General features: G+C 64.1%; 24 protein-coding genes. 22 read left to right on the top strand and 2 right to left on the bottom strand.

All coding sequences use genetic code 11. The features are described from left to right. Positions 1-52 precede the first annotated feature (52 nt). The 16 genes from dnaJ (at position 53) to cobA (ending at position 12,844) form a co-directional block, all read left to right on the top strand. Positions 53-1,183: a molecular chaperone DnaJ gene (dnaJ, locus tag GW587_RS21720; protein ID WP_166106693.1), complete on the top strand. Its 1,131-nt coding sequence runs from the start codon at positions 53-55 to the stop codon at positions 1,181-1,183. An 88-nt stretch (positions 1,184-1,271) separates the two neighbouring features. Beyond that, positions 1,272-1,943, top strand: a complete 672-nt coding sequence (can, locus tag GW587_RS21715) for a carbonate dehydratase (protein ID WP_166106692.1) — start codon at positions 1,272-1,274, stop codon at positions 1,941-1,943. 103 nt (positions 1,944-2,046) lie between these two features. Next, the gene (locus tag GW587_RS31055) at positions 2,047-2,226 is read left to right on the top strand and encodes a hypothetical protein (RefSeq protein ID WP_207393596.1); all 180 of its coding nucleotides are present in this window, start codon (positions 2,047-2,049) and stop codon (positions 2,224-2,226) included. Continuing rightward, positions 2,223-2,345, top strand: a complete 123-nt coding sequence (locus GW587_RS31680; protein ID WP_267878124.1) for a hypothetical protein — start codon at positions 2,223-2,225, stop codon at positions 2,343-2,345. The genes GW587_RS31055 and GW587_RS31680 overlap by 4 nt, the downstream gene beginning before the upstream one ends. 51 nt (positions 2,346-2,396) lie before the next feature. Further along, positions 2,397-2,870, top strand: a complete 474-nt coding sequence (locus GW587_RS21705; RefSeq protein WP_166106691.1) for a MarR family winged helix-turn-helix transcriptional regulator — start codon at positions 2,397-2,399, stop codon at positions 2,868-2,870. A gap of 26 nt (positions 2,871-2,896) precedes the next feature. After that, the gene (locus GW587_RS21700; protein ID WP_166106690.1) at positions 2,897-3,712 is read left to right on the top strand and encodes a CPBP family intramembrane glutamic endopeptidase; all 816 of its coding nucleotides are present in this window, start codon (positions 2,897-2,899) and stop codon (positions 3,710-3,712) included. 93 nt (positions 3,713-3,805) lie between these two features. Further along, a complete protein-coding gene (locus GW587_RS21695) occupies positions 3,806-4,675 on the top strand; it encodes a TauD/TfdA dioxygenase family protein (RefSeq protein WP_166106689.1) in 870 nt (289 codons plus the stop codon). 14 nt (positions 4,676-4,689) lie between these two features. Then, on the top strand, positions 4,690-5,688 hold the full coding sequence (locus GW587_RS21690; RefSeq protein ID WP_166106688.1) for an ABC transporter substrate-binding protein: 999 nt from the start codon (positions 4,690-4,692) through the stop codon (positions 5,686-5,688). Positions 5,689-5,692: 4 nt separating this feature from the next. After that, positions 5,693-6,532 carry an ABC transporter ATP-binding protein gene (locus GW587_RS21685; protein ID WP_166106687.1) on the top strand — a complete coding sequence of 280 codons (840 nt, stop codon included), beginning with the start codon at positions 5,693-5,695 and terminating at the stop codon, positions 6,530-6,532. Continuing rightward, positions 6,529-7,401: an ABC transporter permease gene (locus GW587_RS21680; RefSeq protein ID WP_166106686.1), complete on the top strand. Its 873-nt coding sequence runs from the start codon at positions 6,529-6,531 to the stop codon at positions 7,399-7,401. The genes GW587_RS21685 and GW587_RS21680 overlap by 4 nt, the downstream gene beginning before the upstream one ends. 57 nt (positions 7,402-7,458) lie before the next feature. Next, on the top strand, positions 7,459-8,082 hold the full coding sequence (locus tag GW587_RS21675; protein ID WP_166106685.1) for an ANTAR domain-containing response regulator: 624 nt from the start codon (positions 7,459-7,461) through the stop codon (positions 8,080-8,082). Between the two features lie 379 nt (positions 8,083-8,461). Continuing rightward, positions 8,462-9,634, top strand: coding sequence for a CmpA/NrtA family ABC transporter substrate-binding protein (locus tag GW587_RS21670; protein WP_166106684.1), 1,173 nt, complete (start codon positions 8,462-8,464; stop codon positions 9,632-9,634). Between the two features lie 13 nt (positions 9,635-9,647). Next, on the top strand, positions 9,648-10,565 hold the full coding sequence (ntrB, locus tag GW587_RS21665) for a nitrate ABC transporter permease (protein WP_166106683.1): 918 nt from the start codon (positions 9,648-9,650) through the stop codon (positions 10,563-10,565). Between the two features lie 10 nt (positions 10,566-10,575). Next, positions 10,576-11,382 carry an ABC transporter ATP-binding protein gene (locus tag GW587_RS21660; protein ID WP_166106682.1) on the top strand — a complete coding sequence of 269 codons (807 nt, stop codon included), beginning with the start codon at positions 10,576-10,578 and terminating at the stop codon, positions 11,380-11,382. Then, the gene (locus tag GW587_RS21655) at positions 11,382-12,053 is read left to right on the top strand and encodes a methyl-accepting chemotaxis protein (RefSeq protein ID WP_166106681.1); all 672 of its coding nucleotides are present in this window, start codon (positions 11,382-11,384) and stop codon (positions 12,051-12,053) included. The genes GW587_RS21660 and GW587_RS21655 overlap by 1 nt, the downstream gene beginning before the upstream one ends. Before the next feature lie 11 nt (positions 12,054-12,064). Next, positions 12,065-12,844: a uroporphyrinogen-III C-methyltransferase gene (cobA, locus tag GW587_RS21650; RefSeq protein WP_166106680.1), complete on the top strand. Its 780-nt coding sequence runs from the start codon at positions 12,065-12,067 to the stop codon at positions 12,842-12,844. 33 nt (positions 12,845-12,877) lie between these two features. On the opposite strand, the gene GW587_RS21645 is transcribed toward cobA, so the two are convergent. Beyond that, positions 12,878-13,231, bottom strand: a complete 354-nt coding sequence (locus tag GW587_RS21645) for an iron chaperone (RefSeq protein WP_166106679.1) — start codon at positions 13,229-13,231, stop codon at positions 12,878-12,880. Continuing rightward, positions 13,228-13,554 (bottom strand): hypothetical protein, encoded by a 327-nt coding sequence (locus tag GW587_RS21640; RefSeq protein ID WP_166106678.1) that lies wholly within the window; start codon positions 13,552-13,554, stop codon positions 13,228-13,230. The genes GW587_RS21645 and GW587_RS21640 overlap by 4 nt, the downstream gene beginning before the upstream one ends. A gap of 332 nt (positions 13,555-13,886) precedes the next feature. On the opposite strand from GW587_RS21640, the gene GW587_RS21635 reads away from it, so the two are divergent. Genes GW587_RS21635 through GW587_RS21610 form a run of 6 tightly spaced genes read left to right on the top strand, consistent with a single transcriptional unit; the run spans position 13,887 to position 23,465 of the window. Beyond that, a complete protein-coding gene (locus tag GW587_RS21635) occupies positions 13,887-15,194 on the top strand; it encodes an MFS transporter (protein WP_166106677.1) in 1,308 nt (435 codons plus the stop codon). Between the two features lie 13 nt (positions 15,195-15,207). Continuing rightward, positions 15,208-17,733 carry a nitrite reductase large subunit NirB gene (gene nirB, locus GW587_RS21630; RefSeq protein WP_166106676.1) on the top strand — a complete coding sequence of 842 codons (2,526 nt, stop codon included), beginning with the start codon at positions 15,208-15,210 and terminating at the stop codon, positions 17,731-17,733. Positions 17,734-17,742: 9 nt separating this feature from the next. Continuing rightward, positions 17,743-18,090: a nitrite reductase small subunit NirD gene (gene nirD / locus GW587_RS21625; RefSeq protein WP_166106675.1), complete on the top strand. Its 348-nt coding sequence runs from the start codon at positions 17,743-17,745 to the stop codon at positions 18,088-18,090. Beyond that, entirely contained in the window at positions 18,087-19,301 is a 1,215-nt protein-coding gene (locus GW587_RS21620; protein ID WP_166106674.1) for an NAD(P)/FAD-dependent oxidoreductase, read from the top strand. The genes nirD and GW587_RS21620 overlap by 4 nt, the downstream gene beginning before the upstream one ends. An 18-nt stretch (positions 19,302-19,319) precedes the next feature. Next, a complete protein-coding gene (locus tag GW587_RS21615; RefSeq protein ID WP_166106673.1) occupies positions 19,320-22,043 on the top strand; it encodes a nitrate reductase in 2,724 nt (907 codons plus the stop codon). Positions 22,044-22,094: 51 nt separating this feature from the next. Next, positions 22,095-23,465, top strand: a complete 1,371-nt coding sequence (locus GW587_RS21610) for a glutamine synthetase family protein (RefSeq protein ID WP_166106672.1) — start codon at positions 22,095-22,097, stop codon at positions 23,463-23,465. Positions 23,466-23,521 lie beyond the last annotated feature (56 nt).

Below are 23,521 nucleotides of genomic sequence, written 5' to 3'. Positions count from 1 at the left end.
GGCTTTTTCACATAATCAGCACACGGTATAAATACAGCAAGGTCCCGACAATATGGCAAAGCGTGATTTCTACGAGACACTTGGTGTCGCAAAAAACGCGTCGGAAGACGAGATCAAGAAGTCCTATCGCAAACTGGCGATGAAGTACCATCCGGACCGCAATCCGGACAGCAAAGAGTCGGAAGAAAAATTCAAGGAAGTCAAAGAAGCCTACGAGATGCTGACCAATCCGGAGAAGCGCGAAGCGTATGACCGTTACGGTCACGCCGGCGTCGATCCGAACATGGGCGGCGGCGGTGGCTTCGGCGGCGGCGCCGGCGGATTCGGCGACGCCTTCGGCGACATCTTCGGCGATATCTTCGGCGGCGGTGGCCGCGGTCGCAGCCAGGGCCCGCAGGTTTACCGGGGCGCGGACCTGCGCTACAACCTGGAGATCACGCTGGAACAGGCGGCGCACGGTTTCGACACCACCATCCGTGTACCGTCGTGGGACAAGTGCGACACCTGCCACGGTTCCGGCGCCAAGCCTGGCACCTCGCCGGTCACCTGCTCGACCTGCGCCGGCCACGGCCAGGTGCGCATGCAGCAGGGCTTCTTCAGCATCCAGCAGACCTGCCCGAAATGCCACGGCACCGGCAAGATCATTCCCGAGCCATGCGCCGCGTGCGCAGGCCAGGGCCGCATCAAGCGCAACAAAACGCTGGAAGTGAAGATCCCGGTCGGCATCGACAACGGCATGCGTATCCGCTCGTCCGGCAACGGCGAACCGGGCACCAACGGCGGACCGTCGGGCGACCTGTATGTGGAGATCCATATCAAGCCCCACAGCGTGTTCCAGCGCGAAGGCGACGACCTGCACTGCGAGATGCCGATCTCCTTCGCCAAGGCGGCGCTGGGCGGCGATATCGAAGTGCCGACGCTGTCTGGTAAAGTATCGTTTACGATCCCCGAAGGCACCCAGTCGGGCAAGACCTTCCGCCTCAAGGGCAAGGGCATCAAGGGCGTGCGTTCCGGCTTCGCGGGCGATCTGTTCTGCCACGTCGCGGTCGAGACCCCGGTCAAGCTGACCGAGAAGCAGAAGGACATGCTGCGCGATTTCGAGAAGCTGACCACCGAAGGCGGCTCGAAGCATAGCCCGCAAAGCAAAACCTGGCGCGACAAGGTCAAGGACTTCTTTGAGTAACCTGGGCGTCATGCAGGGCTGGTAATATCAGACCGCCGCGCTGCCTTTTCGGCAGTCCGGCGGTCTTCTTATGTAAAAGAGGAGCATCATGAGCGATTTGGACAAGAGCACATCCCCGCTGCGCGGCCTGTTGGAAAACAATCGTCGCTGGGCGGCGTCGGAGGTCGAGCGCGACCCCGACTTCTTTAACCGCCTGGCCAACCAGGCCGCGCCCGAATACCTGTGGATCGGCTGCTCAGACAGCCGGGTGCCGGCGAACGAGCTGCTGGGCCTCGCGCCGGGCGACGTCTTCGTCCACCGCAATATCGCCAACGTGGTGGTGCACTCGGACCTGAACGCGCTGTCGGTGCTGCAGTTCGCGATCGACGTGTTGAAGGTCAAGCATGTGATCATCGTCGGCCACTACGGCTGCAAAGGCGTGCACGCGGCGATGACCGGCACCCGCGTCGGCCTGGTCGACAACTGGCTGCGCCACGTGCAGGACGTGCACCAGAAGCACGAGCGCTACATGGGCACCGTGGTCAATGAGCAGCGCCGCTCGGAGCGTCTGGTGGAGCTGAACGTGGTGGAGCAGGTGTCCAACGTCTGCCAGACCACGATCGTGCAGGACGCGTGGGAACGCGGCCAGGACCTGACGGTGCACGGCTGGGTCTACGGCATCAACGACGGCAAGCTGCAGGATCTGGAAATCACCGTCAACGGCCACGACCAGCTGTCCTCGCGCGTCGCCAAGCGACTGTCGGTGTACGCCGCCGCCTAAGCAAGTCGAGGCCATCATCCCGATGGCCTCCCTCTTGCGGCGGCTTAAATGCGGTAATCAATATTCGCTACGCTGGCTGTTCCTCCATTGAAAGGAACGCCAGATGAAATACTCCAATACAGCGCTCGCCAACGCAGCCGCCCTCACCATCTTTAACATCCGCGCTGAAGAGGCCGAGATCAAGAATGCCGATGGCAGCACTGCTGACACGCAGCCGATGAAGGTCAGCCTGACCGTGCGCTATTCGATCGAGCCGTCGCCGAAGCCGAGGCCGGCGCGATGAAGGCAACCGCCGCCGGCCAGGCCTACGTCACGCTGAAGACCGCCGCCGCGCAGGCCGACGCGCTGCCTGCCACCTTGTATGGTGACGCGCCGGTTCCTTTTCTGAACATCACCAAATAAGCCAGCAAAAATATATATAAGCGCTTATGTAAATGGTGCTAATATCGGGTCATGAAACAAGGACTCGGCACTCAACTACGTCACCTGATCGAACTGCTGGACGGCGCGGTTCAGCAGTCCTATGTGGACGCGGGCCTGGATTACCGGCCGCGCTACACGCCGGTGATGCGCGCGCTGGCGCAGCAGCAGAGCGCGACCATCGGTGAACTGGCCGAACTGGCCGGCATCACCCAGCCGGCGGCGACGCAAACCGTGGCGCTGATGAAGAAGGAAGGCCTGCTGCTGGTCGCCGCCGACGGCGCGGACGGCCGGCAGCGCATGGTGCGACTGAGCCCACAGGGTGCCGCGCTGCTGCCGCAACTGCAAGCGTGCTGGAAGGCGACCAAGCGCGCCGCCGATAGCCTCGACGCCGACCTGCCGTTCCCTTTGTCGGACTGTCTGGCGCAAGCCATCACCGTCCTCGAACAACGCCCCTTCGGCGAGCGGATTCGCGCCGCAACCAAGAAAGTACGACCAACTCCCTGAAAGCGATTATGGAAACTACGCTGAGCATGGCAACGCCCAAACCGACCCTGTCATCGCGCCTGATGGCCAACCCCGTGGTGCGCATCGTGCTCGGCCTCGTGCTGACCTTCGCCGCCGTGCCATTGACGATGATCCTCGCCTCGCAACTGGTGGCGAAGCCGTACCGCATCGTCTGGCCGCAGCTGCTGGCCGCCGTGCTGGTATGGTTCGGCTACCGCTTCTATGTGCGCCGCATCGAAAAGCGCCAGCCCACCGAACTGGCGACGCAAGGCATGGCGCGCGAACTGGGCGCCGGCCTGCTGATCGGCGCCGGCCTGGTGGCGTTGACCTTCGCGGTACTGGCCGCGCTGGGCGCCTACCGCTTCGACGGCGTCAACGCCGCCAGCGCGACCATGCTGCTGCCGCTGGCCGAACTGGTCCTGGTCGGCATGGCCGAAGAGATGATGTTCCGTGGCGTGATCTTCGGCGTCATCGAGCGTTCGCTGGGCAGCAAGGCAGCGATCGTAATCTCGGCACTGCTATTCAGTCTGGCGCATTTGCCCAACGAAGGCGTCTCCGTGCTGGCGATCTCGGTGATTGCCGCCTACGGCGTACTGCAAGCCGCGCTCTACATGAAGACGCGCCGGCTTTGGATCTGCATCGGCACCCACATCGCCTGGAACTACTGCGTCAGCCAGGTATTTTCATCGACCGTATCGGGGCACGCGGCCACCGACGGCCTGCTGCGCGGCGAACTGCTGGGCAACGCCATGCTGACCGGCGGCGCCTTCGGCATCGAAGGTTCGTTGGTGGCGCTGGTGCTGATCGCCGTCACCGCCGCCGCCTGGCCGCGCCGCGCATAGGCGCTATTCACATATCGATATCGGATAAGCTTCGTTTTCTAAATAAGCAGAGCGGCATAGACTGGGCACATACTCATTCAATGGGCAAGTGCCATGTCTGCCGTTCTCCAGGATACCTTCGAGGTCGAACTCTTCGACGCGCCACTGGGCGCCGAAATCATCGGCCTGGATCTGAACCGACCGCTGTCGCGACGCGACTTCCAGCGCATTCATAAAGCGCATCTGGACCACCACCTGCTGGTGTTCCGCGACCAGCGCATCACGCCGCAGCAGCAGGTCGATTTCAGCCGCCGTTTCGGCCCGCTGCAAATCCACGTGCTGCGCAACTTCCAGCTGCCTTCGAACCCGGAAGTGCTGATCATCTCCAACATCATCGAAGACGGCCAGCCGATAGGCCTCGGCGACGCCGGCCACTTCTGGCATTCCGATTTGTCGTACAAGGAAACGCCGAGCCTCGGCTCGATGCTGCACGCGCAGGAGCTGCCGGAAGAGGGCGGCGATACGCTGTTCGCCAATATGCACCTGGCCTGGGACACCTTGCCGACCGCGCTGCGCAACGCCGTGCAGGACGCGCGCGCCGAACACAGTTACCTGACGCAGTACGAAGAACTGCGTCGCCGCAGCCCGTTTCGTCCGGCGCTGACGCAAGCGCAGATCGACGAGGTCAAGCCAGTGGTGCATCCGGTGGTGCGCACGCATCCCGAGACCGGCCGCAAGGCGCTGTTCGTCAGCGAGCATTTCACCACCCGCATCGTCGGCATCCCGGAAGACGAAAGCCGCGCGCTGCTCGCCGAACTGTATGCGCACAGCGTGCTGCCGGAGCATGTCTACCGCCACCGCTGGGCGCCGCACGACATGGTGTTCTGGGATAACCGTTCGCTGATGCACCTGGCGGGCGGCACGCCGCCGCATCTGCGCCGCAAGCTGTACCGCACCACCATCGAAGGCGACACGCCTTTCTGACAACAAGGAAACCCATGTCCAGATTGATTCCAGCAGCAGTGCTCACTTTAATTTGCGCCATCGCCGCGCCGGCGCACGCCGAAGGTCGTATCCGCATCGCCGAGCAGTTCGGCATCGTCTACCTGCTGCTGAACATCGCGCAGGACCAGCAGCTGATCGAGAAGCACGGCAAGAAGAACGGTATCGACATCAATGTCGAACGCACACAGTTGTCCGGCGGCTCGGCGGTGAACGATGCGCTGCTGTCCGGCGCCATCGATATCGCCGGCGCCGGCGTCGGCCCGCTGCTGACGATCTGGGACCGTACCAACGGCAAGCAGAACGTCAAGGGCGTGGCATCGCTGGGCAGCTTCCCTTACTACCTGGTCAGCAACAACCCCAAGGTCAAGACCATCGCCGACCTGACCGAGAAGGACCGCATCGCATTGCCGGCGGTGACGGTATCGGTGCAGTCGCGCATCCTGCAATACGCAACGGCCAAGCAGTGGGGCGATAAGGAGTTCGCGCGGCTGGATAAGTTCACCCAGACCTTGCCGCATCCGGACGCCGCCGCCGCCGTCATCGCCGGCGGCACCGAGATCAATGGCCACTTCGGCAGTCCGCCATTCCAGGAACAGGAACTCGCGGGCAATCCGAACGCGCACATCGTGCTCAATTCCTACGACGTGCTGGGCGGCCCAAGCTCCGCCACCGTGTTGTACGCGACCGAGAAATTCCGCAAGGAGAATCCGAAGACCTATCGCGCCTTCACCGCCGCGTTGGCGGAAGCGGCGCAGTACGCGACCGCGAATCCGGAAGGCGCGACCGACGCGTATATCCGTATCAGCAAGAGCAAGATCGATCGTGCGCTGCTGCTGAAGATTATCAAGAACCCGCAGGTGCAGTTCAGCGTCGCACCTCAGAATACCTATGGACTGGCGCAGTTCCTGTACCGCGTCGGCGCGATCAAGAAGCAGCCGGCCAGCTGGCGCGATTACTTCTTCGACGATCCGGTCATCACACAAGGGGGATGAGAGCATGAGCTTCCAGGTTGTACGGCCGCCGGTCGGCGTGGCGCCTTTGCTGAAGGCGGAGGGCGTGAGCCTGGAGTACGGCGCGACGCGGGCCACGCATGACGTCAGCTTCGACGTGTATCGCGGCGACCGTTTCGTGCTGCTCGGGCCTTCGGGCTGCGGCAAGTCGTCGCTGCTGAAAGCGGCGGCGGGCTTCATCAAGCCGAGCGCGGGCCGCATCAGCATCGATGGCAAGACGGTCGAGGGACCGGGAGCGGACCGCATCGTGGTGTTCCAGGAGTTCGACCAGCTGCCGCCGTGGAAGACGGTCAAGGAGAACGTGGTGTTCCCGCTGCTGATGACCAAGCGGCTCAACAAGCAGGAAGCCGAACAACGCGCCTTGCACTGGATCGCCAAGGTGGGCTTGGGCGGCTTTGAGAACGCGCATCCGCATACACTGTCCGGCGGCATGAAGCAGCGCGTCGCGATCGCACGGGCGCTGGCGATGCAGCCGGAGGTGTTGTTGATGGACGAGCCGTTCGCCGCGCTCGATGCGCTCACGCGCCGCAACATGCAGGAAGAGTTGGGGCGCTTGTGGGAGGAGCTGCGCTTCACGCTGTTGTTCGTCACGCACTCGATCGAGGAGGCGCTGGTGATCGGCAATCGCATCCTGTTGTTGTCGCCGCATCCGGGGCAGGTGAGGGCGGAGTTGAACAGCCATCAGTTTGGCTTGCACAGCGCCGGCAGTGAAGAGTTCCAGGCCGCCGCGCAGCGCATTCACGGCTTGCTGTTCGGCGCGGAGCCATCGCGCGACGGCGCGCCGGCCGCCGCCGCGCCCGACAGTGACAGGAGCGCCGCGCTATGAGCCTGGTCCTCGATCCGCCGATCCGGCAGGAATACGAATACGCCACCAAGCCCGCCGCGCTGCGTCCCGCCGACGCCGCGCCGCCGCTGGCGCAACGGGCATGGCAGCAAGCCTGGCTGCGCAAGACCGCGATCCTGATCGTGCTGGCAGTGGCGTGGGAACTGATCGCACGCTGGCAAGCCAACGACCTGCTGCTGCCTGGCTTCCTGCAAACCGCGCAAGCCTTCGCCGACGGCATCGTCAGCGGCGAACTGCCGGACCGCGTGCGCATCTCGCTGGCGGTCCTGCTGCAAGGCTACCTGGCCGGCATCGCCGCCGCCTTCGCGCTGACCGCGCTGGCCGCGTCGACCCGCATCGGCCGAGACCTGCTGGAGACGCTGACCTCGATGTTCAACCCACTGCCCGCGATCGCGCTGCTGCCGCTGGCGCTGTTGTGGTTCGGCCTTGGAAAAGGAAGCCTGATCTTCGTCATCGTCCACGCCGTGCTATGGCCGCTGGCGCTGGGCGCCTACGCCGGATTCCAGAGCGTGCCCGAGACCCTGCGCATGGCCGGCCGCAATTATGGCCTGAGCGGCTTGCGGCTGGTGGTGCACATTCTGGTGCCGGCCGCGCTGCCGTCCATCCTGTCCGGCCTGAAGATCGGCTGGGCCTTCGCCTGGCGCACGCTGATCGCGGCGGAGCTGGTGTTCGGCACCACCGGCGGCCAGGGAGGCCTTGGCTGGTACATCTTCCAGAACCGCAATGAGCTCTACACCGACAAGGTGTTCGCCGGCCTGGCCGCCGTGATCCTGATCGGACTGTTGGTGGAGAACGTGGTATTTCGTCCACTCGAAACACTGACGATACGCCGCTGGGGCATGCAGCGCTGACGCGTTAAAAAATATTGGCGCTGGCGGGATTGCGGTTTTGTGCCGTAGAATCCCGTCATGGCCAACCTACGCATCGTCGTCGTCAACACCATCATCCACGCAGGTGACGAGGATGACGAGTTCCTGCGCGCACAGGCCGAACGCGCCCGCGTGCTGCGTATCGGCCTGCTGGAAGCGGGCTACGACATCATCGCCTCGCTGCCGCCGGACATGTACCTGCCGGAGCGGATCTCCCAGCTTCAACCCGACATGATCATCGTCGACGCCGAGTCGGACGCGCGCGATGTGCTGGAGCATATCGTCATCGCCACCCGCGACGAGCGCCGCCCCATCGTCATGTTCACCGAGAGCGACGACACCGAAAGCATGGAGGCGGCGGTGGCCGCCGGCGTCTCCGCGTACATCGTGGCCGGCTTGCAGAGCGACCGTATCAAGCCGGTGCTGAACGTGGCGCTGGCGCGCTTCAAACGCGAGCAGAAGCTGCTGGACGAGCTGTCCGACACCAAGAGCAAGCTCGCCGAGCGCAAGGTGATCGAGCGCGCCAAGGGCCTGCTGATGGAGCGCCAGCGCTTCACCGAAGAGCAGGCGTACCAGAAGCTGCGCAGCATGGCGATGAGTAAAAACCTCAAGCTGTCCGAAGTCGCCCAGCGCATCCTCGACGTCGAAGACCTGCTGGGCTAACGCCGGTCCAAAATGATGCGCTGCGCGTTCGCGGTGCGTTTTTTGCGCCATCAGGCCGCACCCGCGCGCCGCGATTTTCCTCCTTCTCCCTCTGTAAACCCTGCTGGCACGGACATTGCATAGCCTTTAGGCAAGCGCAATGGTGCGCACGATGTGTCCCGCCAACGGCGGTGGGGCCCACCAAGACAACGACGTCTACCGAAACATGAACAAGTTCATGTTGGGTAGGCGTTTTTTTTTGGACTGACTACTCAGAGGGATTACCATGGAACACAAGAAGCCTCAAGCGGACACCGTTTTGCCAGCAGCAGCCGCTGACGACGTGAATGTCACACGGAGAAAATTGATTCATGGTGCAGGTCTAGTAGCAGGAGGAAGCATGTTGGGATTGTCAACGGGTGGCGTATGGGCGGCGGGTTCCGATAAACCGGAAAAAGAAGAAATCAAGATCGGCTTCATTCCGCTGACCGATTGCGCTTCGGTGGTGATGGCGTCGGTGCTGGGCTTCGACAAGAAGTACGGCGTCAAATTCGTGTTGAGCAAAGAGGCTTCGTGGGCCGGCGTGCGCGACAAGCTGGCCAATGGCGATCTCGATGCGGCCCATGTGCTGTATGGCTTGCTTTACGGCGTGCAGATGGGCATCGGCGGCCAGAAGAAGGACATGGCGGTGCTGATGGGCCTCAATAACAACGGCCAGGCGATCACGCTGTCGAAGAAGCTGGCCGACAAGGGCGCGGTCGACGGCGCGTCGCTGGCGAAGCTGATGCAGACCGACAAGCGCGAATACACCTTCGCCCAGACCTTCCCGACCGGCACCCACGCCATGTGGCTGTACTACTGGCTGGCCGCGAACGGCATCAACCCGATGAAGGACGCCAAGGTCATCACCGTGCCGCCGCCGCAGATGGTGGCCAATATGCGGGTCGGTAACATGGACGGCTTCTGCGTGGGCGAACCGTGGGGCCACCGCGCCATCATGGACGGCATCGGCATCACCGCCACCACCACGCAGGACATCTGGAAGGACCACCCCGAGAAGGTGCTGGGCTCCACGCTGGAATTCGCCCGCAAGAATCCGAACACCTGCCGCGCGATGATGGCCGCCATCCTCGAAGCCAGCAAATGGATCGACGCTTCGCTGGCCAACAAGAACAAGATGGCCGAGGTCATCGCCGACAAGTCCTACGTCAACACCAGCAAGGACGCGATCGACCAGCGCATCATGGGCCGCTACCAGAATGGCCTGGGCAAGACCTGGGACGATGCCAATCACATGAAGTTCTACAACGACGGCACGGTCAACTTCCCGTATCTGTCGGACGGCATGTGGTTCATGACGCAGCATCGCCGCTGGGGCCTGCTGAAGGACGATCCGGATTACCTGGCCGTGGCCACCGCCGTCAACCAGATCGATCTGTACAAGGACGCCGCGACAATGACCAAGACGCCGGTGCCGAAAAGCCCGCTGCGCACGTCGAAGCTGATGGACGGTTCGGTATGGGACGGCAAGAACCCGAAAGCGTTCGCTGCCTCGTTCAAGATCAAAGCCTGATACGGGAGATGCCATGAACGCCTTGCTCAAATCCGACGGCGCCGAGCCGCCGGCAGCCGCTGCTTCGTCCGCCGTATCCTCCGAAGCCACCGCGCCGGCGCGCCGCCCGCGCCGTCCTCTCGCCGCCAATTCGACGGCGCGCGTGCGCCAGCAGGTCTCCACCACCGCCATGAAGATCGTCGCGCCGCTGGTGGGCGCCGCGCTGCTGGTGCTGGTATGGCAGCTCATCACGGTCAACAACGCCTCCTTCCCGACGCCGCTGGTCACGCTGCAGGAAGCGATCAAGCTGTTCTCCGATCCGTTCTACCGCAACAGCCCGAACGACCAGGGCATAGGCTGGAACCTGCTGGCGTCCTTGCAGCGCGTTGCCGTCGGCTTCGGCCTGGCCGCGCTGGTCGGCATCCCGCTGGGCTTCCTGATCGGCCGGGTGCAGTTCGTCGGCAGCATGTTCGGACCGATCATCAGTTTGCTCAAGCCGGTGTCGCCGCTGGCCTGGCTGCCTATCGGCCTGTTGGTGTTCAAGTCCGCCAACCCGGCAGCGATCTGGTCTATCTTTATCTGCTCAATCTGGCCGATGATCATCAACACCGCCGTCGGCGTGCAGCGCGTGCCGCAGGATTACATGAACGTCGCGCGCGTGCTGAACCTGTCGGAGTGGAAGGTGCTGACCAAGATCCTGCTGCCATCCGCGCTGCCGTACATCCTGACCGGTGTGCGCCTGTCGATCGGCACCGCGTGGCTGGTGATCGTCGCGGCCGAAATGCTGACCGGCGGCGTGGGCATCGGCTTCTGGGTCTGGGACGAGTGGAACAACCTGAACGTACCGCACATCATCATCGCCATCGTCGCCATCGGCTTTGTCGGGCTGCTGCTGGAGCAGGCGCTGATGGCGCTGGCCCGCGCCTTCACCTACGAACAAGTATCGAACTAAGGAGCTGGTCATGGACGATCCAAAATTCATCGATATCGAGGGCGTGGAGATGGTCTTCCACACCAGGAAGGGCACGTTCCACGCGTTGCGCGAGATCGACCTGACGGTGCGCAAGGGCGAATTCATCACGCTGATCGGCCACTCGGGCTGCGGCAAGTCGACGCTGCTCAACCTGATCGCCGGCCTGCTGAAACCGAGCGACGGCGTGCTGTTGTGCGCCAACCGCGAAATCGCCGGGCCGTCGCCGGAGCGTTCGGTGGTGTTCCAGAACCACTCGCTGCTGCCTTGGCTGACCTGCTACGAAAACATCCACCTCGGCGTGGAGCGCGTGTTCGGCAAGACTGAATCGAAAGCGCAGCTGCGCGAGCGCACCATGCAGGCACTGGCCCTGGTCAGTCTGACGGCGGCCGAAACCAAGCGTCCGCATGAGATCTCGGGCGGCATGAAGCAGCGCGTCGGCATCGCTCGCGCGCTGGCGATGGAGCCGAAAGTGCTGCTGATGGACGAGCCGTTCGGTGCGCTCGATGCGCTGACCCGCGCCCACCTGCAGGACGAGCTGCTGAAGATCGTCGCCGCCACCCAGTCCACCGTGGTCATGGTCACGCACGACGTCGACGAAGCGGTGCTGCTGTCGGACCGCATCGTCATGATGACCAATGGCCCGGCCGCCACCATCGGCGAAATCGTCGACGTCAAGCTGGAGCGACCGCGCGACCGCGTGGCGCTGGCGCAGGATGCGCGCTACACCGAGTACCGTTCGGCGGTGCTGGAGTTCCTGTATCGCAAACAGGCGCATCCCGCGAAGGAAGCCGCTTGATGGACATGTCCATGCGCGCTTTGGCGCCGGAGGGCGCGGCCGGCAAGGCGCTGTCCGGCGAGGTATTCAGCGCGCTGATCAACCTGTCGGGACGCCGGCGCTTCACGTCGCAGCGCATCGTGCTGTATGCGGTGCTGGCGTCGCAGGGGCATGCGGGCGGCGAGGCGACGGCGCGCGAAGCGCTGGCGCTGTTCCGCGGCGCGCATAAGTCGCTGTTGAGCGAGGCGGATGGCTTGCCGGGCGTGTTCTGCCCGGAGCTGCGCGACGCCTACTTCGGCAAGCTGGATGGCGACAGGAAGATCATCGCCTTCGCCGACCTGGGCGAGCGGACCTTGAAGGCGGTCGCGCAGGGATCGCCGCAAGCGGCGGAGCTGCTGGCTGAACTGGTGGAGAGCACCACGCCGACGCTGGCGATCCTCAACCAGATCACCGGCATCTACGAAGAGCAGGCCAAGCAGAACGCGCGACTGATGCGCAAGCAGCTGCGCGGCGTGATCACCGACATCGACACCATCAACCGCCAGGCGCGCATGGTGGCGTTCAACGCCCGCATCGTGGCGGCGCGGGCGGGGCAGGCAGGAAAAGAGTTTTCGGTGGTGGCGGGCGTCCTGTCCAACATCACCGGCGAGATCGACGAAATGGTCAACGCGGCGCTTGCCGCCGCTGGCTAAAGGAGAACAACATGAGCAGCGTGACTTTGGTGGGCGCAGGCCCAGGCGACCCGGAACTGTTGACGTTGAAAGCCATCCGCGCCATCGAGCGCGCCGACGTGGTGCTGATCGATGACCTGGTCAATCCCGAAGTGCTGGCGTATGCGCCGGCTGGAGCGCGCGTGATCCAGGTTGGCAAGCGAGGCGGCTGCGCCTCGACGCCGCAGGAATTCATCGAACGCCTGATGATCGCCGAAGCGCGGGCCGGCAACCGCGTGGTGCGGCTCAAGGGCGGCGATCCATACCTGTTCGGGCGCGGCGGCGAAGAACGCGCATCGCTGCGGGCGCAAGGGATCGAAGTCGACGTCATTCCCGGCATCAGCAGCGGCCTGGCCGCGCCGACCAGCATCGGCATCCCGCTGACCCACCGCGCCTGGAGCCAGGGCGCCACCTTCGTCACCGGCCACGGCAAGGACGCCGCCTCGGAGCCGAACTGGAAAGCCCTGGCGCAGAGCGGCCTGACGCTGGTGATCTACATGGGCGTCGCCCGCATCGACACCATCCAGGCCGGCTTGCTTGCCGGCGGCGCGGCGGCCGACACCCCGGTCGCGGTGGTGCAATCGGCCACGCGCGAGCATCAGCGCCAATTGCTGACGACACTGGGCGAACTACCACAAGCCCTGCGCGACAGCGGCCTGGGAAGCCCAAGCATCATTATCGTCGGCGACGTCGTCCGCTGCGCCGATGAATGGGGCGGGGTCAGTTCCGGCATCGTGCCACGGACTGAACCAGGAGCGCAGTCCTACGGCTAAGTTCGTGGCACGATGCCGGAACTGACCCCGGTGTTACAGTTCGGCTAAGCGCGCGCGGGTCAGATCCTTCAGCAGCTCCCGATCGACGTCCCATTCGACGGGCAGGTGGAAGCAGTTCTTCAGGACGACGAACCGCTTCAGCCTATCCTTGAAGTCTTCCATGACGAACAGGCTCCATGGCGAGAACGTCAGATGCTGCTTATAGGCGGCCAAGCCTACGACATATTTTCCCTTGTAGTGGATGGTCGGCACGTTCCAGGCGATCTTCGCTTCCAGCTGCGGGAACTCGGTCAGAATCAAATCGATGATGGACCGGAGCGTCTTGGCCTTGGTCGCATCTACCGAGGCCAGATAGGCTTCGATGGATTCGAATCTGGGCGTGCTCACTGCCATTCGCCTTTTTCATTGAGCAGCGTTTTCTTGCCCTGCACGACCAGCAGCGTTCCGTCGTCCAAAACCTGGTAATTGGTTTTCCCGTTGCGGAATTCGTAGCCGAGGAATCGGCATGGCGTCACGCCGTCGGCGCACAGCGTGTGCATCGTCTTGCCGTGCAGCTTGATGCGCTTGCCGGTCTTCTTGCTGGTGCCGACGTAGCCGACGTCGTCGCACGTGACATTGCCTTCCTCGCAGTTGACCGTCACCTCGACGATGAACGAGGGCGTGGTGAGCGTCGCCGCGCGCGCGAGCGACATGCCAAGCAAAAGCGACATACAGAGCAGGGTACGTTTCAAGACTGACTCCCGTGATGGTGGACGAACGATGCACCGTCAATGCGCACCGATAGCGTGCATTATGCACCGCCACATCGCACCGCGCCGCAGCGTTGGCGCGCCGATTTCCCCAATCTCCCTCTGTGGCGCGATGCTGGCCGCTCTGGCACGGCTCTTGCACTACAGAGGATAAGGAGTCAACGGCGATTCCCCCGAAACGAATTTATACGCTGGTCCAAAGACGGACTGGCAGGACAACGGCGTCCGCCCAACCCGGTCTTTTGAGACCTTGGTTGTGCGGACGCCTTTTTGTTTTCTGAACGGGATAAACAATGGCCAGCAAAGCTAACAGCATCAAGCTCTTTTCGATCTCAACGCCGCAGATGCGCGCGTTCCACCTGACCTGGATGGCGTTCTTCGTCTGCTTCTTCGCCTGGTTCGCCTGCGCGCCGCTGATGCCGGTGATTAAAGGCGAATTTGGCCTCAGCGTCGCGCAGATCGCCAACATCAACATCGCCGCCGTCGCCATCACGATCCTCGTGCGGCTGGTGGTCGGTCCGCTGTGCGACCACTTCGGCCCGCGCAAAACCTACACCGGCTTGCTGCTGCTGGGCTCCATCCCAGTAATAGGCGTCGCCTTCGCGCAGAGCTACGAGAGCTTCCTGTTCTTCCGCCTCGGCATCGGCGCCGCCGGCGCCAGCTTCGTCATCACGCAGTACCATACCTCGGTGATGTTCGCGCCCAAAGTGGTCGGCACCGCCAACGCCGCCGCCGCAGGCTGGGGCAACGCCGGCGGCGGCGTGGCGCAAGCCGTGATGCCGCTGCTGATGACCGCCATGGTCATGCTGGGTGTGAGCGAAACCTTCGGCTGGCGCGCCGCGCTGATCGTGCCGGGCGTGCTGATGATCGTCATGGCCGGCGTCTACTACCGCTACACGCAGGACTGCCCGCAAGGGAATTTCAGCGAACTGCGCGCCGCCGGCATCGCCATCGACGGAGGCGGCAAGAAAGGCGGTTGGGAGAGCTTCAAGCTGGCCGCCACCAACTACCGCGTATGGCTGCTGTTCATCACCTACGGCGCCTGCTTCGGCATCGAGATCTTCATCCACAACATCGCCGCCATCTACTACGTCGACCAGTTCCACCTGACGCTGGGCCAGGCCGGCATGGCCGCCGGCAGCTTCGGCTTGCTGGCGCTGTTCGCCCGCGCGCTGGGCGGCTGGGCATCGGACAAATTCGCCGCCGGCGGCAACCTGAATAACCGCGTTACGCTGCTGTTCGTGCTGATGCTCGGCGAAGGCGCCGGCCTGCTGATGTTCGCCCATGCCGGCAGCGCGATGCTGGCGATCGCCGCGATGCTGTTCTTCGGCCTGTTCACCCACATGGCATGCGGCGCCACCTACGCCGTGGTCCCGTTCATCGACAAGCGCGCACTGGGCGGCGTGGCCGGCATCATCGGCGCCGGCGGCAATGTCGGCGCGGTGGCCGCCGGCTTCCTGATGAAAGGCACCGGCAATACGCAACAGACGCTGAGCATCCTCGGCATCCTGGTCGCCATCTCCGCCCTGTGCGCGCTGGCCGCGCGCTTCGGCAGTAGCGCCGTCGAAGAATCCGCAATCGCCACCAAACTGGCAGCCTAAAGGAATACGCATCATGAAAATCATCGTCATCGGCCACGGCATGGTCGGCCACAAATTCCTCGAAAGCCTGGCCAACAGCGGCGCCGCCAACCTGCAGGTCACGGTCCTGTGCGAGGAGCCGCGCCCGGCCTACGACCGCGTGCACTTGTCCGAGTTCTTCTCCGGTAAATCGGCCGACGACCTGACGCTGGTGAAGCCCGGCTTCTTCGAACGCGACGATATGGTGCTGCGCCTGAACACCCGCGCCACCAACATCGACCTGAAGGCGAAGACGGTCACCATCGCCGACGGCAATGTGCTGGCCTACGACAAGCTGGTGATCGCCACCGGCTCGTATCCCTTCGTGCCGCCGCTGCCGGGCAAGGAGCGCAAGGACTGCTTCGTCTACCGCACCATCGAAGACCTGGAAGCGATGCTCGAATGCGGCAACCGCTCGAAGACCGGTGTGGTGATCGGCGGCGGCCTGCTGGGCCTCGAATGCGCCAAGGCGCTGCGCGACATGAAACTGGACACTCACGTGGTCGAGTTCTCGCCGCGCCTGATGGCGGTGCAGGTCGACGACGGCGGCGCGCGCGTGCTGCGCCGGAAGATCGAAGAACTGGGCGTCACCGTCCACACCGGAAAAAACACCACCGCCATCATCGACGGCGAAGACGGCACGCACCGCATGCAGTTCGCCGACGGCGGCCACCTGGATGCCGACATGATCGTGTTCTCGGCCGGCATCCGCCCGCGCGACATGCTGGCGCGCGAGAGCGGCCTGACCATCGGCCCGCGCGGCGGCATTGAAATCAATAACAACTGCGTCACCTCGGACCCGGACGTCTACGCCATTGGCGAGTGCGCGCTGTGGGGCGGCTTGATCTTCGGCCTGGTGGCGCCGGGCTACGAGATGGCGCGCGTCGCGGCCAAGCACATGTTGGGCGAGGCGGCGGAATTCGCCGGCGCCGACATGAGCACCAAGCTGAAACTGATGGGCGTGGACGTGGCCAGCATCGGCGACCCGCACGGCAACGTCGCCGGCAGCCGCTCCTACCAGTTCACCGACGAACGCAAACAGATCTACAAGAAGATCGTGGTTTCCGACTGCGGCAAATACCTGCTGGGCGGCGTCATGGTGGGCGACGCCGCCGAATATGGCACGCTGCTGCAAATGATGCTGAACAAAATCGAGCTGCCGGAATCGCCGGAGTTCCTGATCCTGCCGCAGTCCGACGGCGCCGCGAAGCCTGCGTTGGGCGTCGACGCGCTGCCGGATGGCGCGCAGATCTGTTCTTGCAACGACGTCTCCAAAGGCGCGCTGTGCGCGGCGGTGGCCGGCGGCATGACCACCATCGGCGAACTGAAAAGCTGCACCGGCGCCGGCACCTCGTGCGGCGGCTGCGTGCCGCTGGTGACGCAGATCATGAAGGCCGAGATGAAGAAGCACGGCATGGAAGTCAACAACCATGTCTGCGAACACTTCGCCTATTCGCGTCAGGAGATTTTCCACCTCGTCAAAGTAGGCCAGATCAAGAGCTTCGGCGATCTGCTGCACAAGCACGGCAAGGGTCTCGGTTGCGACGTGTGCAAACCGCTGGCCGCCAACATCCTGGCCAACGTATGGAACGATTTCGTGCTGAAGAAGGAGCACGCCAGCCTGCAGGATACCAACGACTACTTCCTCGGTAACATCCAGAAGGACGGCACCTACTCGGTGGTGCCGCGCATGCCGGGCGGCGAAGTCACCGCCGACGGCCTGATCGCGGTCGGCATGGTGGCCAAGAAGTACAAGCTGTACACCAAGATCACAGGCGGTGCGCGGGTCGATCTGTTCGGCGCGCGCGTCGATCAGCTACCGCTGATCTGGGAAGAGCTGATCGCCGCCGGCTTCGAATCCGGCCACGCCTACGGCAAGTCGCTGCGCACCGTGAAGTCCTGCGTCGGCTCGACCTGGTGCCGTTACGGCGTCGATGACTCGATCGGACTTGCCATCGAACTGGAGAACCGCTACAAGGGCCTGCGCACGCCGCACAAGATCAAGTTCGGCGTCTCCGGCTGCACCCGCGAGTGCGCCGAGGCGCAAGGCAAGGACGTCGGCATCATCGCCACCGACAAGGGCTGGAACCTGTACGTCTGCGGCAACGGCGGCATGAAGCCGCGTCACGCCGAACTGCTGGCGACGGAATTGGACAAAGAAACGCTGGTCAAGTACATCGACCGCTTCCTGATGTTCTACAGCCGAACCGGCGACCGCCTGCAACGTACCAGCACCTGGCGCGAGAACCTGGAAGGCGGCCTGGATTACCTGAAGCAGGTGGTGGTGAAGGACAAGCTGGGCATCGCCGCCGAGCTGGAAGCGGACATGCAGCACGTGGTCGACACCTACGCGTGCGAGTGGAAGGAGGCGGTCGAGAATCCGGAGACGCGCAAGCGCTTCCGCACCTTCGTCAACAGCGACAAGGCCGATGAGAACGTGCTGTTCATGGAAGAGCGCGGCCAGATCCGCCCGGCCACCATCGAAGAGCGCAAGCGCGTGATTCCTATTGCAGTAGTTTGAGGAGCAGATATGCATCGCGATATTCAAACCGATAAATGGATCGCCGTCTGCGACCTGGACGACATCGTGCCCAACACCGGCGTCTGCGCCTTGCTGAACGATGTGCAGGTCGCGGTGTTCCATGTGGACGACGGCGGCAGCCGCGTGTTCGCCATCGATAACTACGACCCGAATTCCGAAGCGGCGGTGCTGTCGCGCGGGCTGGTGGGCAGCGTCGGGGAGCGCATCGTGGTGGCCTCGCCGATCTACAAGCAGCACTTCGACCTGCAGACGGGCGAGTGCCTGGAAGCGCCGGAGCATTCGGTGGGCACCTATCCGGCGCGCATCGAGGACGGCAAGGTCTGGGTCGGCCTATGAAACCGTCGCTGGTCGTGATCGGCAACGGCATGGCCGGCATGCGCACGGTCGAGGAGCTGCACAAGCTGGCGCCGGACATGTACGACATCACCGTGTTCGGCGCCGAGCCGCACGGTAACTACAATCGCATCCTGCTGTCGCCGGTGCTGGCGGGCGAGAAGAGCATGGAAGACATCATGCTCAATACCCGCGAGTGGTACGTCCAGCATGGCATCACGCTGCATGCCGGTGATCCGGTCGAGCATATCGACCGCCGCAAGCGCATTGTGCGCGCCCGCTCCGGCCTGGAGGTGCATTACGACCGCCTGCTGATCGCCACCGGCTCCAAGCCTTTCATCATTCCGGTGCCGGGCCACCAGCTGCACAATGTGCTGGCCTTCCGCGATATCCAGGACGTGGAAACCATGCTGGCGATGGCGCGCAATCACCGTCACGCGGTGGTCATCGGCGGCGGACTGCTTGGGCTGGAAGCGGCCAATGGCCTGCAACGCCAGGGCATGTCGGTGACGGTGGTGCACGTCGGCGACGCCCTGATGAACCAGCAGCTCGACAAGCCGGCCGCGCTGTTGCTGCAAAAAGCGCTGGAGGCCAAGGGCCTGACCTTCATGATGAACGCGCAGACCGAGGAAATCGTCGGCCCGGAGCGCGTCACGGCCGTGCGCTTCAAGGATGGCGCGACCATCCCGGCTGACCTGGTGGTGATGACCGCCGGCGTGCGCCCGAACATCGAGCTGGCGAAATCCGCCGGCCTGCATTGCGAGCGCGCCATCGTCGTCGACGACACACTGCAAACCTACGATCCGCGCGTCTACGCGGTGGGCGAGTGCGTGCAGCACCGCAGCGCCACCTTCGGCCTGGTGGCACCGATCTGGGACCAGGCGCGCGTCTGCGGCGCCCACCTCGCCGGCGCCGGCGTGCGCCGCTACGTGCAGCAAACCTCGCCGACGCGGCTGAAGGTCACCGGCGTCGACCTGTATTCGGTCGGGGACTTCATCGGCGGCGAGGGCAGCGAAGACCTGGTGCTGCGCGACGCGCGGCGCGGCGTCTACAAGCGGCTGGTGCTGAAGGATAATCGCGTCACCGGCGCCGTGCTGTATGGTGACGTCAAGGACGGGCCGTGGTACTTTGGCTTGATCCAGAACCGCACCGACATCGCGCCGATCCGGCAAAACCTGTTGTTCGGCGAGGCGCTGTCCGCGCGCGTCGCCTGATTTTAGCGAGCAAGCATCTTGAACCTGTCCACCGACCATCTCGCAGTACGCACCACCTGCGCCTATTGCGGCGTCGGCTGCGGCGTGCAGGCCACACCCCTGGCCGACGGCGTGATCGCCATCGCCGGCGACAAGCTTCATCCCGCCAACAAGGGGCGCCTGTGCGTCAAGGGTTCCGCGCTGGGGGAAACGGTGGGCCTCGACGGCCGCCTGCTGTATCCGCAGCTGCGCGACGCCGGTGGCCTGCGCCGGGTGTCATGGGACGAGGCGCTGGACAAGGTGGCCGACGGCTGGCGCGCCATCATCGACGAACACGGGCCGGACGCGGTGGCGCTATACGTCTCGGGCCAGCTGCTGACTGAGGACTACTACGTCGCCAACAAGCTGATGAAGGGCTACATCGGCAGCGCCAACATCGACACCAATTCGCGGCTGTGCATGTCGTCGGCGGTGGCGGGCTACAAGCGCGCCTTCGGCGAAGACCTGGTGCCGCTGTGCTACGACGACCTGGAATTGGCCGACATGGTGGTGCTGGTCGGTTCCAACACCGCGTGGTGCCATCCCATCCTGTTCCAGCGCATCCTGAAGGCGAAGGAGGCGCGGCCCGAGATGAAACTGGTAGTGATCGACCCGCGCCGCACCGCGACCTGCGAGCTGGCCGACCTGCACCTGCCGGTCAAGGCGGGCACCGATGTCTGGCTGTTCAACGGCTTGCTGAGCTATCTGGCGCGCATCGGCGCGGTTGATCCACGCTTCATCGCGCAGCACACCAACGGCTTCGACGCCGCGCTGGCCACCGCCAACGTCGATTGCAGCGATCCGGCTGCCGTGGCGAAGATCTGCCGCATCGAACTGGCGGTGCTGATGGAGTTCTACGAAGCCTTCGCCGCCACACGCAAGACCATCACCGCGTATTCGATGGGCGTGAACCAGTCGTCAGCCGGCACCGACAAGGTCAACGCCATCATCAACTGCCACCTGATCGGCGGCCGGATCGGCAAGCCCGGCATGGGGCCGTTCTCGATCACCGGCCAGCCGAACGCCATGGGCGGTCGTGAAGTGGGCGGTCTGGCCAACATGCTGGCCGCGCACATGGACCTGGAACGCGCCGACCATCGCGATGTGGTGCAGACCTTTTGGGACTCGCCGGCGATCGCCGACAAGCCGGGCCTGAAGGCGGTCGATCTGTTCAAGGCGATCGAGGACGGCAAGGTCAAGGCGGTGTGGGTGATCGCCACCAATCCCATCGTCAGCCTGCCGGACGCCGACCAGGCGCGCCGCGCGCTGGAGAAGTGCGACCTGGTGGTCGCCAGCGATATCATGCAAAACACCGACACCAACGCCTACGCCGATGTGCTGCTGCCGGCGCTGGGCTGGGGCGAGAAGGACGGCACCGTCACCAACTCCGAGCGCCGTATCTCGCGCCAGCGCGCCTTCCTGGCCGCACCGGGCGAGGCGCTGCCGGACTGGAAGATCATTTCGCTGTTCGCACAGCGCATGGGCTACGGCGGCTTCGACTTCGGCGGCGCCGGCGAAGTCTTCGACGAACACGCGCGCCTGAGCGGCTTCCGCAACGCCCACGGCGATGTGCCGCGCGCGTTCGACATGTCCGGCCTGGGTGGCCTCGACAATCGCGAGTACGACGACCTGGAGCCGATCCAGTGGCCGGTGCGCCGCACCGCCGCCGGCGAACTGCAAGTCGAGGCGCGCCTGTTCAAGGACCATGTGTTCGCGCATGCGGACGGCAAGGCGCGGTTCATCGCCACCGCGCCGCGCGCGCCGATGCACGCCGTCAGCGAGGAATATCCGCTATCACTCAATACCGGTCGCGTGCGCGACCAGTGGCACACCATGACGCGCACCGGAAAATCCGCCACGCTGGCGGATCACATCGCCGAGTCCTTCGTCGACATGCACCCGCAGGACGCGTTGCTGCACGGCGTGCGCGAAGGCGAACTGGCGCGCGTCAGCTCCGCCTGGGGCGCAATGGTGGCGCGGGTACAGCACGGTGGCGGCATCCCGCGCGGCAGCATCTTCGTGCCGATCCACTGGTCGGGCCAGACCTCGTCGGACGCGCGCGTGGGCGCGCTGGTCAATCCGGTGGTCGATCCGGTGTCCGGCGAGCCGGAGTTCAAGCACACGCCGGTGCGCATCGAGCAGTTCCGCGTCAACTGGCACGGCTTCATCCTCAGCCGCGACGAACTGGATCTCGACAGCGTGGCGCATTGGACCCGCGTCCAGGGGCGCCAGTTCGCGCGCTACGAACTGGCCGGTCGCAACACCATCGACGATTTCAGCGGCTGGGCGCGCGGGCTGCTGGCCGTGCGCGATCCCGAAGCCGATTGGCTCGAATACGAAGACCGCAGCGCCGGCGTGTACCGCGCCGTGCATGTGGTGAACGACCGCATCGAACAATGTTTGTTCCTGTCGCCGCGCCAGGACATGCCGCCGCGCGCCTGGCTGGCCAGCCTGTTCGTCAAGGATCAGCTGAGCGAAATCGACCGCGTCGGCCTGCTGGTCGGCATGCCGGTGGAGAAGGGCGCCGACACCGGGCCGACCGTGTGTTCCTGCTTCGGCGTGGGACGCAATACGATCTGCCAAGCCATCGTCGAGAAGGACTTGAAGACCGTGCCGGAAGTGACGGCCTGCCTGAAAGCCGGCGGCAATTGCGGTTCCTGCGTCCCCGAGATCAAGAAAATATTGGTGCAAACCCGTGCCGAGGCGGAGGAAGCAAGGTTGTAGATATGGTAAATTAGACCGTCGATCGCTTGATCATGAAAAAAGAGAGCGAACATGTCTATCCGTGAAAACTTCTCCGACGCCGATATGGACCTGTGGCTCAACGAGAACCGGGTCACTGAAATCGAATGTCTGGTGCCCGACTTGACGGGCGTGGCGCGCGGGAAGATCCTGCCTCGCGCCAAATTCACCAAGGAGCGCGGCATGCGCATCCCCGAGGCGGTGCTGGGCATGACCGTCACCGGCAACTACCCGACCGAGAACGTGGCCTACGACCGCGCCATCTCCAACACCGACCGCGACATGATCCTGCGCGCGGACCCCGGTAGCATCACCACCGTGCCCTGGGCGATGGACCCGACCGCGCAGGTGATCCACGATTGCTACTTCGCCGACGGCACCCTGGTCGATTACGCGCCACGCTCGGTGCTGCGGCGCGTGCTCAAGCTGTATGCGGATCGCGGCTGGAAGCCGGTGGTGGGCCCGGAACTGGAGTTCTACCTGACCGAGAAGAACATCGATCCCGATCTGCCGCTGAAAGCGCCGGTGGGCCGCAGCGGCCGCGCCGAGACCAGCCGCCAGGTCTACAGCATCGACGCGGTCAACGAATTCGATCCGCTGTTCGAGGACATCTACGACTACTGCGCGCTGATGAATCTCGACGTCGATACGCTGATCCACGAAACCGGCGCCGGCCAGATGGGCCTCAACTTCCAGCACGGCGACGCGCTGGCATTGGCCGACAACGTGTTCTACTTCAAGCGCACCTTGCGCGAGGCGGCGCTCAAGCACGGCATGTACGCCACCTTCATGGCCAAGCCGATGGCGGGTGAGCCGGGATCGGCGATGCATATCCACCAGAGCGTGAGCGACGCGGTCACGGGGCACAACATCTTCAGCGCGCCGGACGGCTCGCCGTCGGCCATCTTCAAGCACTACATCGGCGGCCTGCAACGCTACACGCCGGCGGCGATGGCGATCGTGGCGCCGTACGTGAACTCGTATCGCCGCATCGTGCGTCACACGGCGGCGCCGATCAACATCCAGTGGGGCATGGACAACCGCACCGTGGGCTTCCGCATCCCGATCTCCGGGGTCGAGCAGCGCCGGGTCGAGAACCGCATCATCGGCGCCGACGCCAATCCGTATCTGGCGATGGCGGTGACGCTGGCATGCGGCTACCTCGGCATGATCGATCAGCTGGAGCCGACGCCGATGATCGGCGGCAGCGCCTACGACCATAGTTTCGAACTGCCGCAAGGACTGCCGCAGGCGCTGGAGATGTTGCGCAGCGAGGACCGGCTGCGCGCTGTGCTGGGCGAGCGCTTCATCGACGTCTACACCGCGATCAAGGAGCTGGAGCACCAGGAGTTCATGACGGTCATCAGCCCGTGGGAGCGGGAACACCTGTTGCTGCATGTTTGATCCCCGCTGCATTTATAATCACGGGTTCGTGAAAATATCTTTTTACATTTTAATAA

The sequence above is a fragment of the Duganella aceris genome (assembly GCF_011090165.1).
Taxonomy (GTDB): Bacteria; Pseudomonadota; Gammaproteobacteria; order Burkholderiales; family Burkholderiaceae_D; genus Rugamonas; species Rugamonas aceris.
This window is presented reverse-complemented; position numbering and strand designations above follow the sequence as displayed.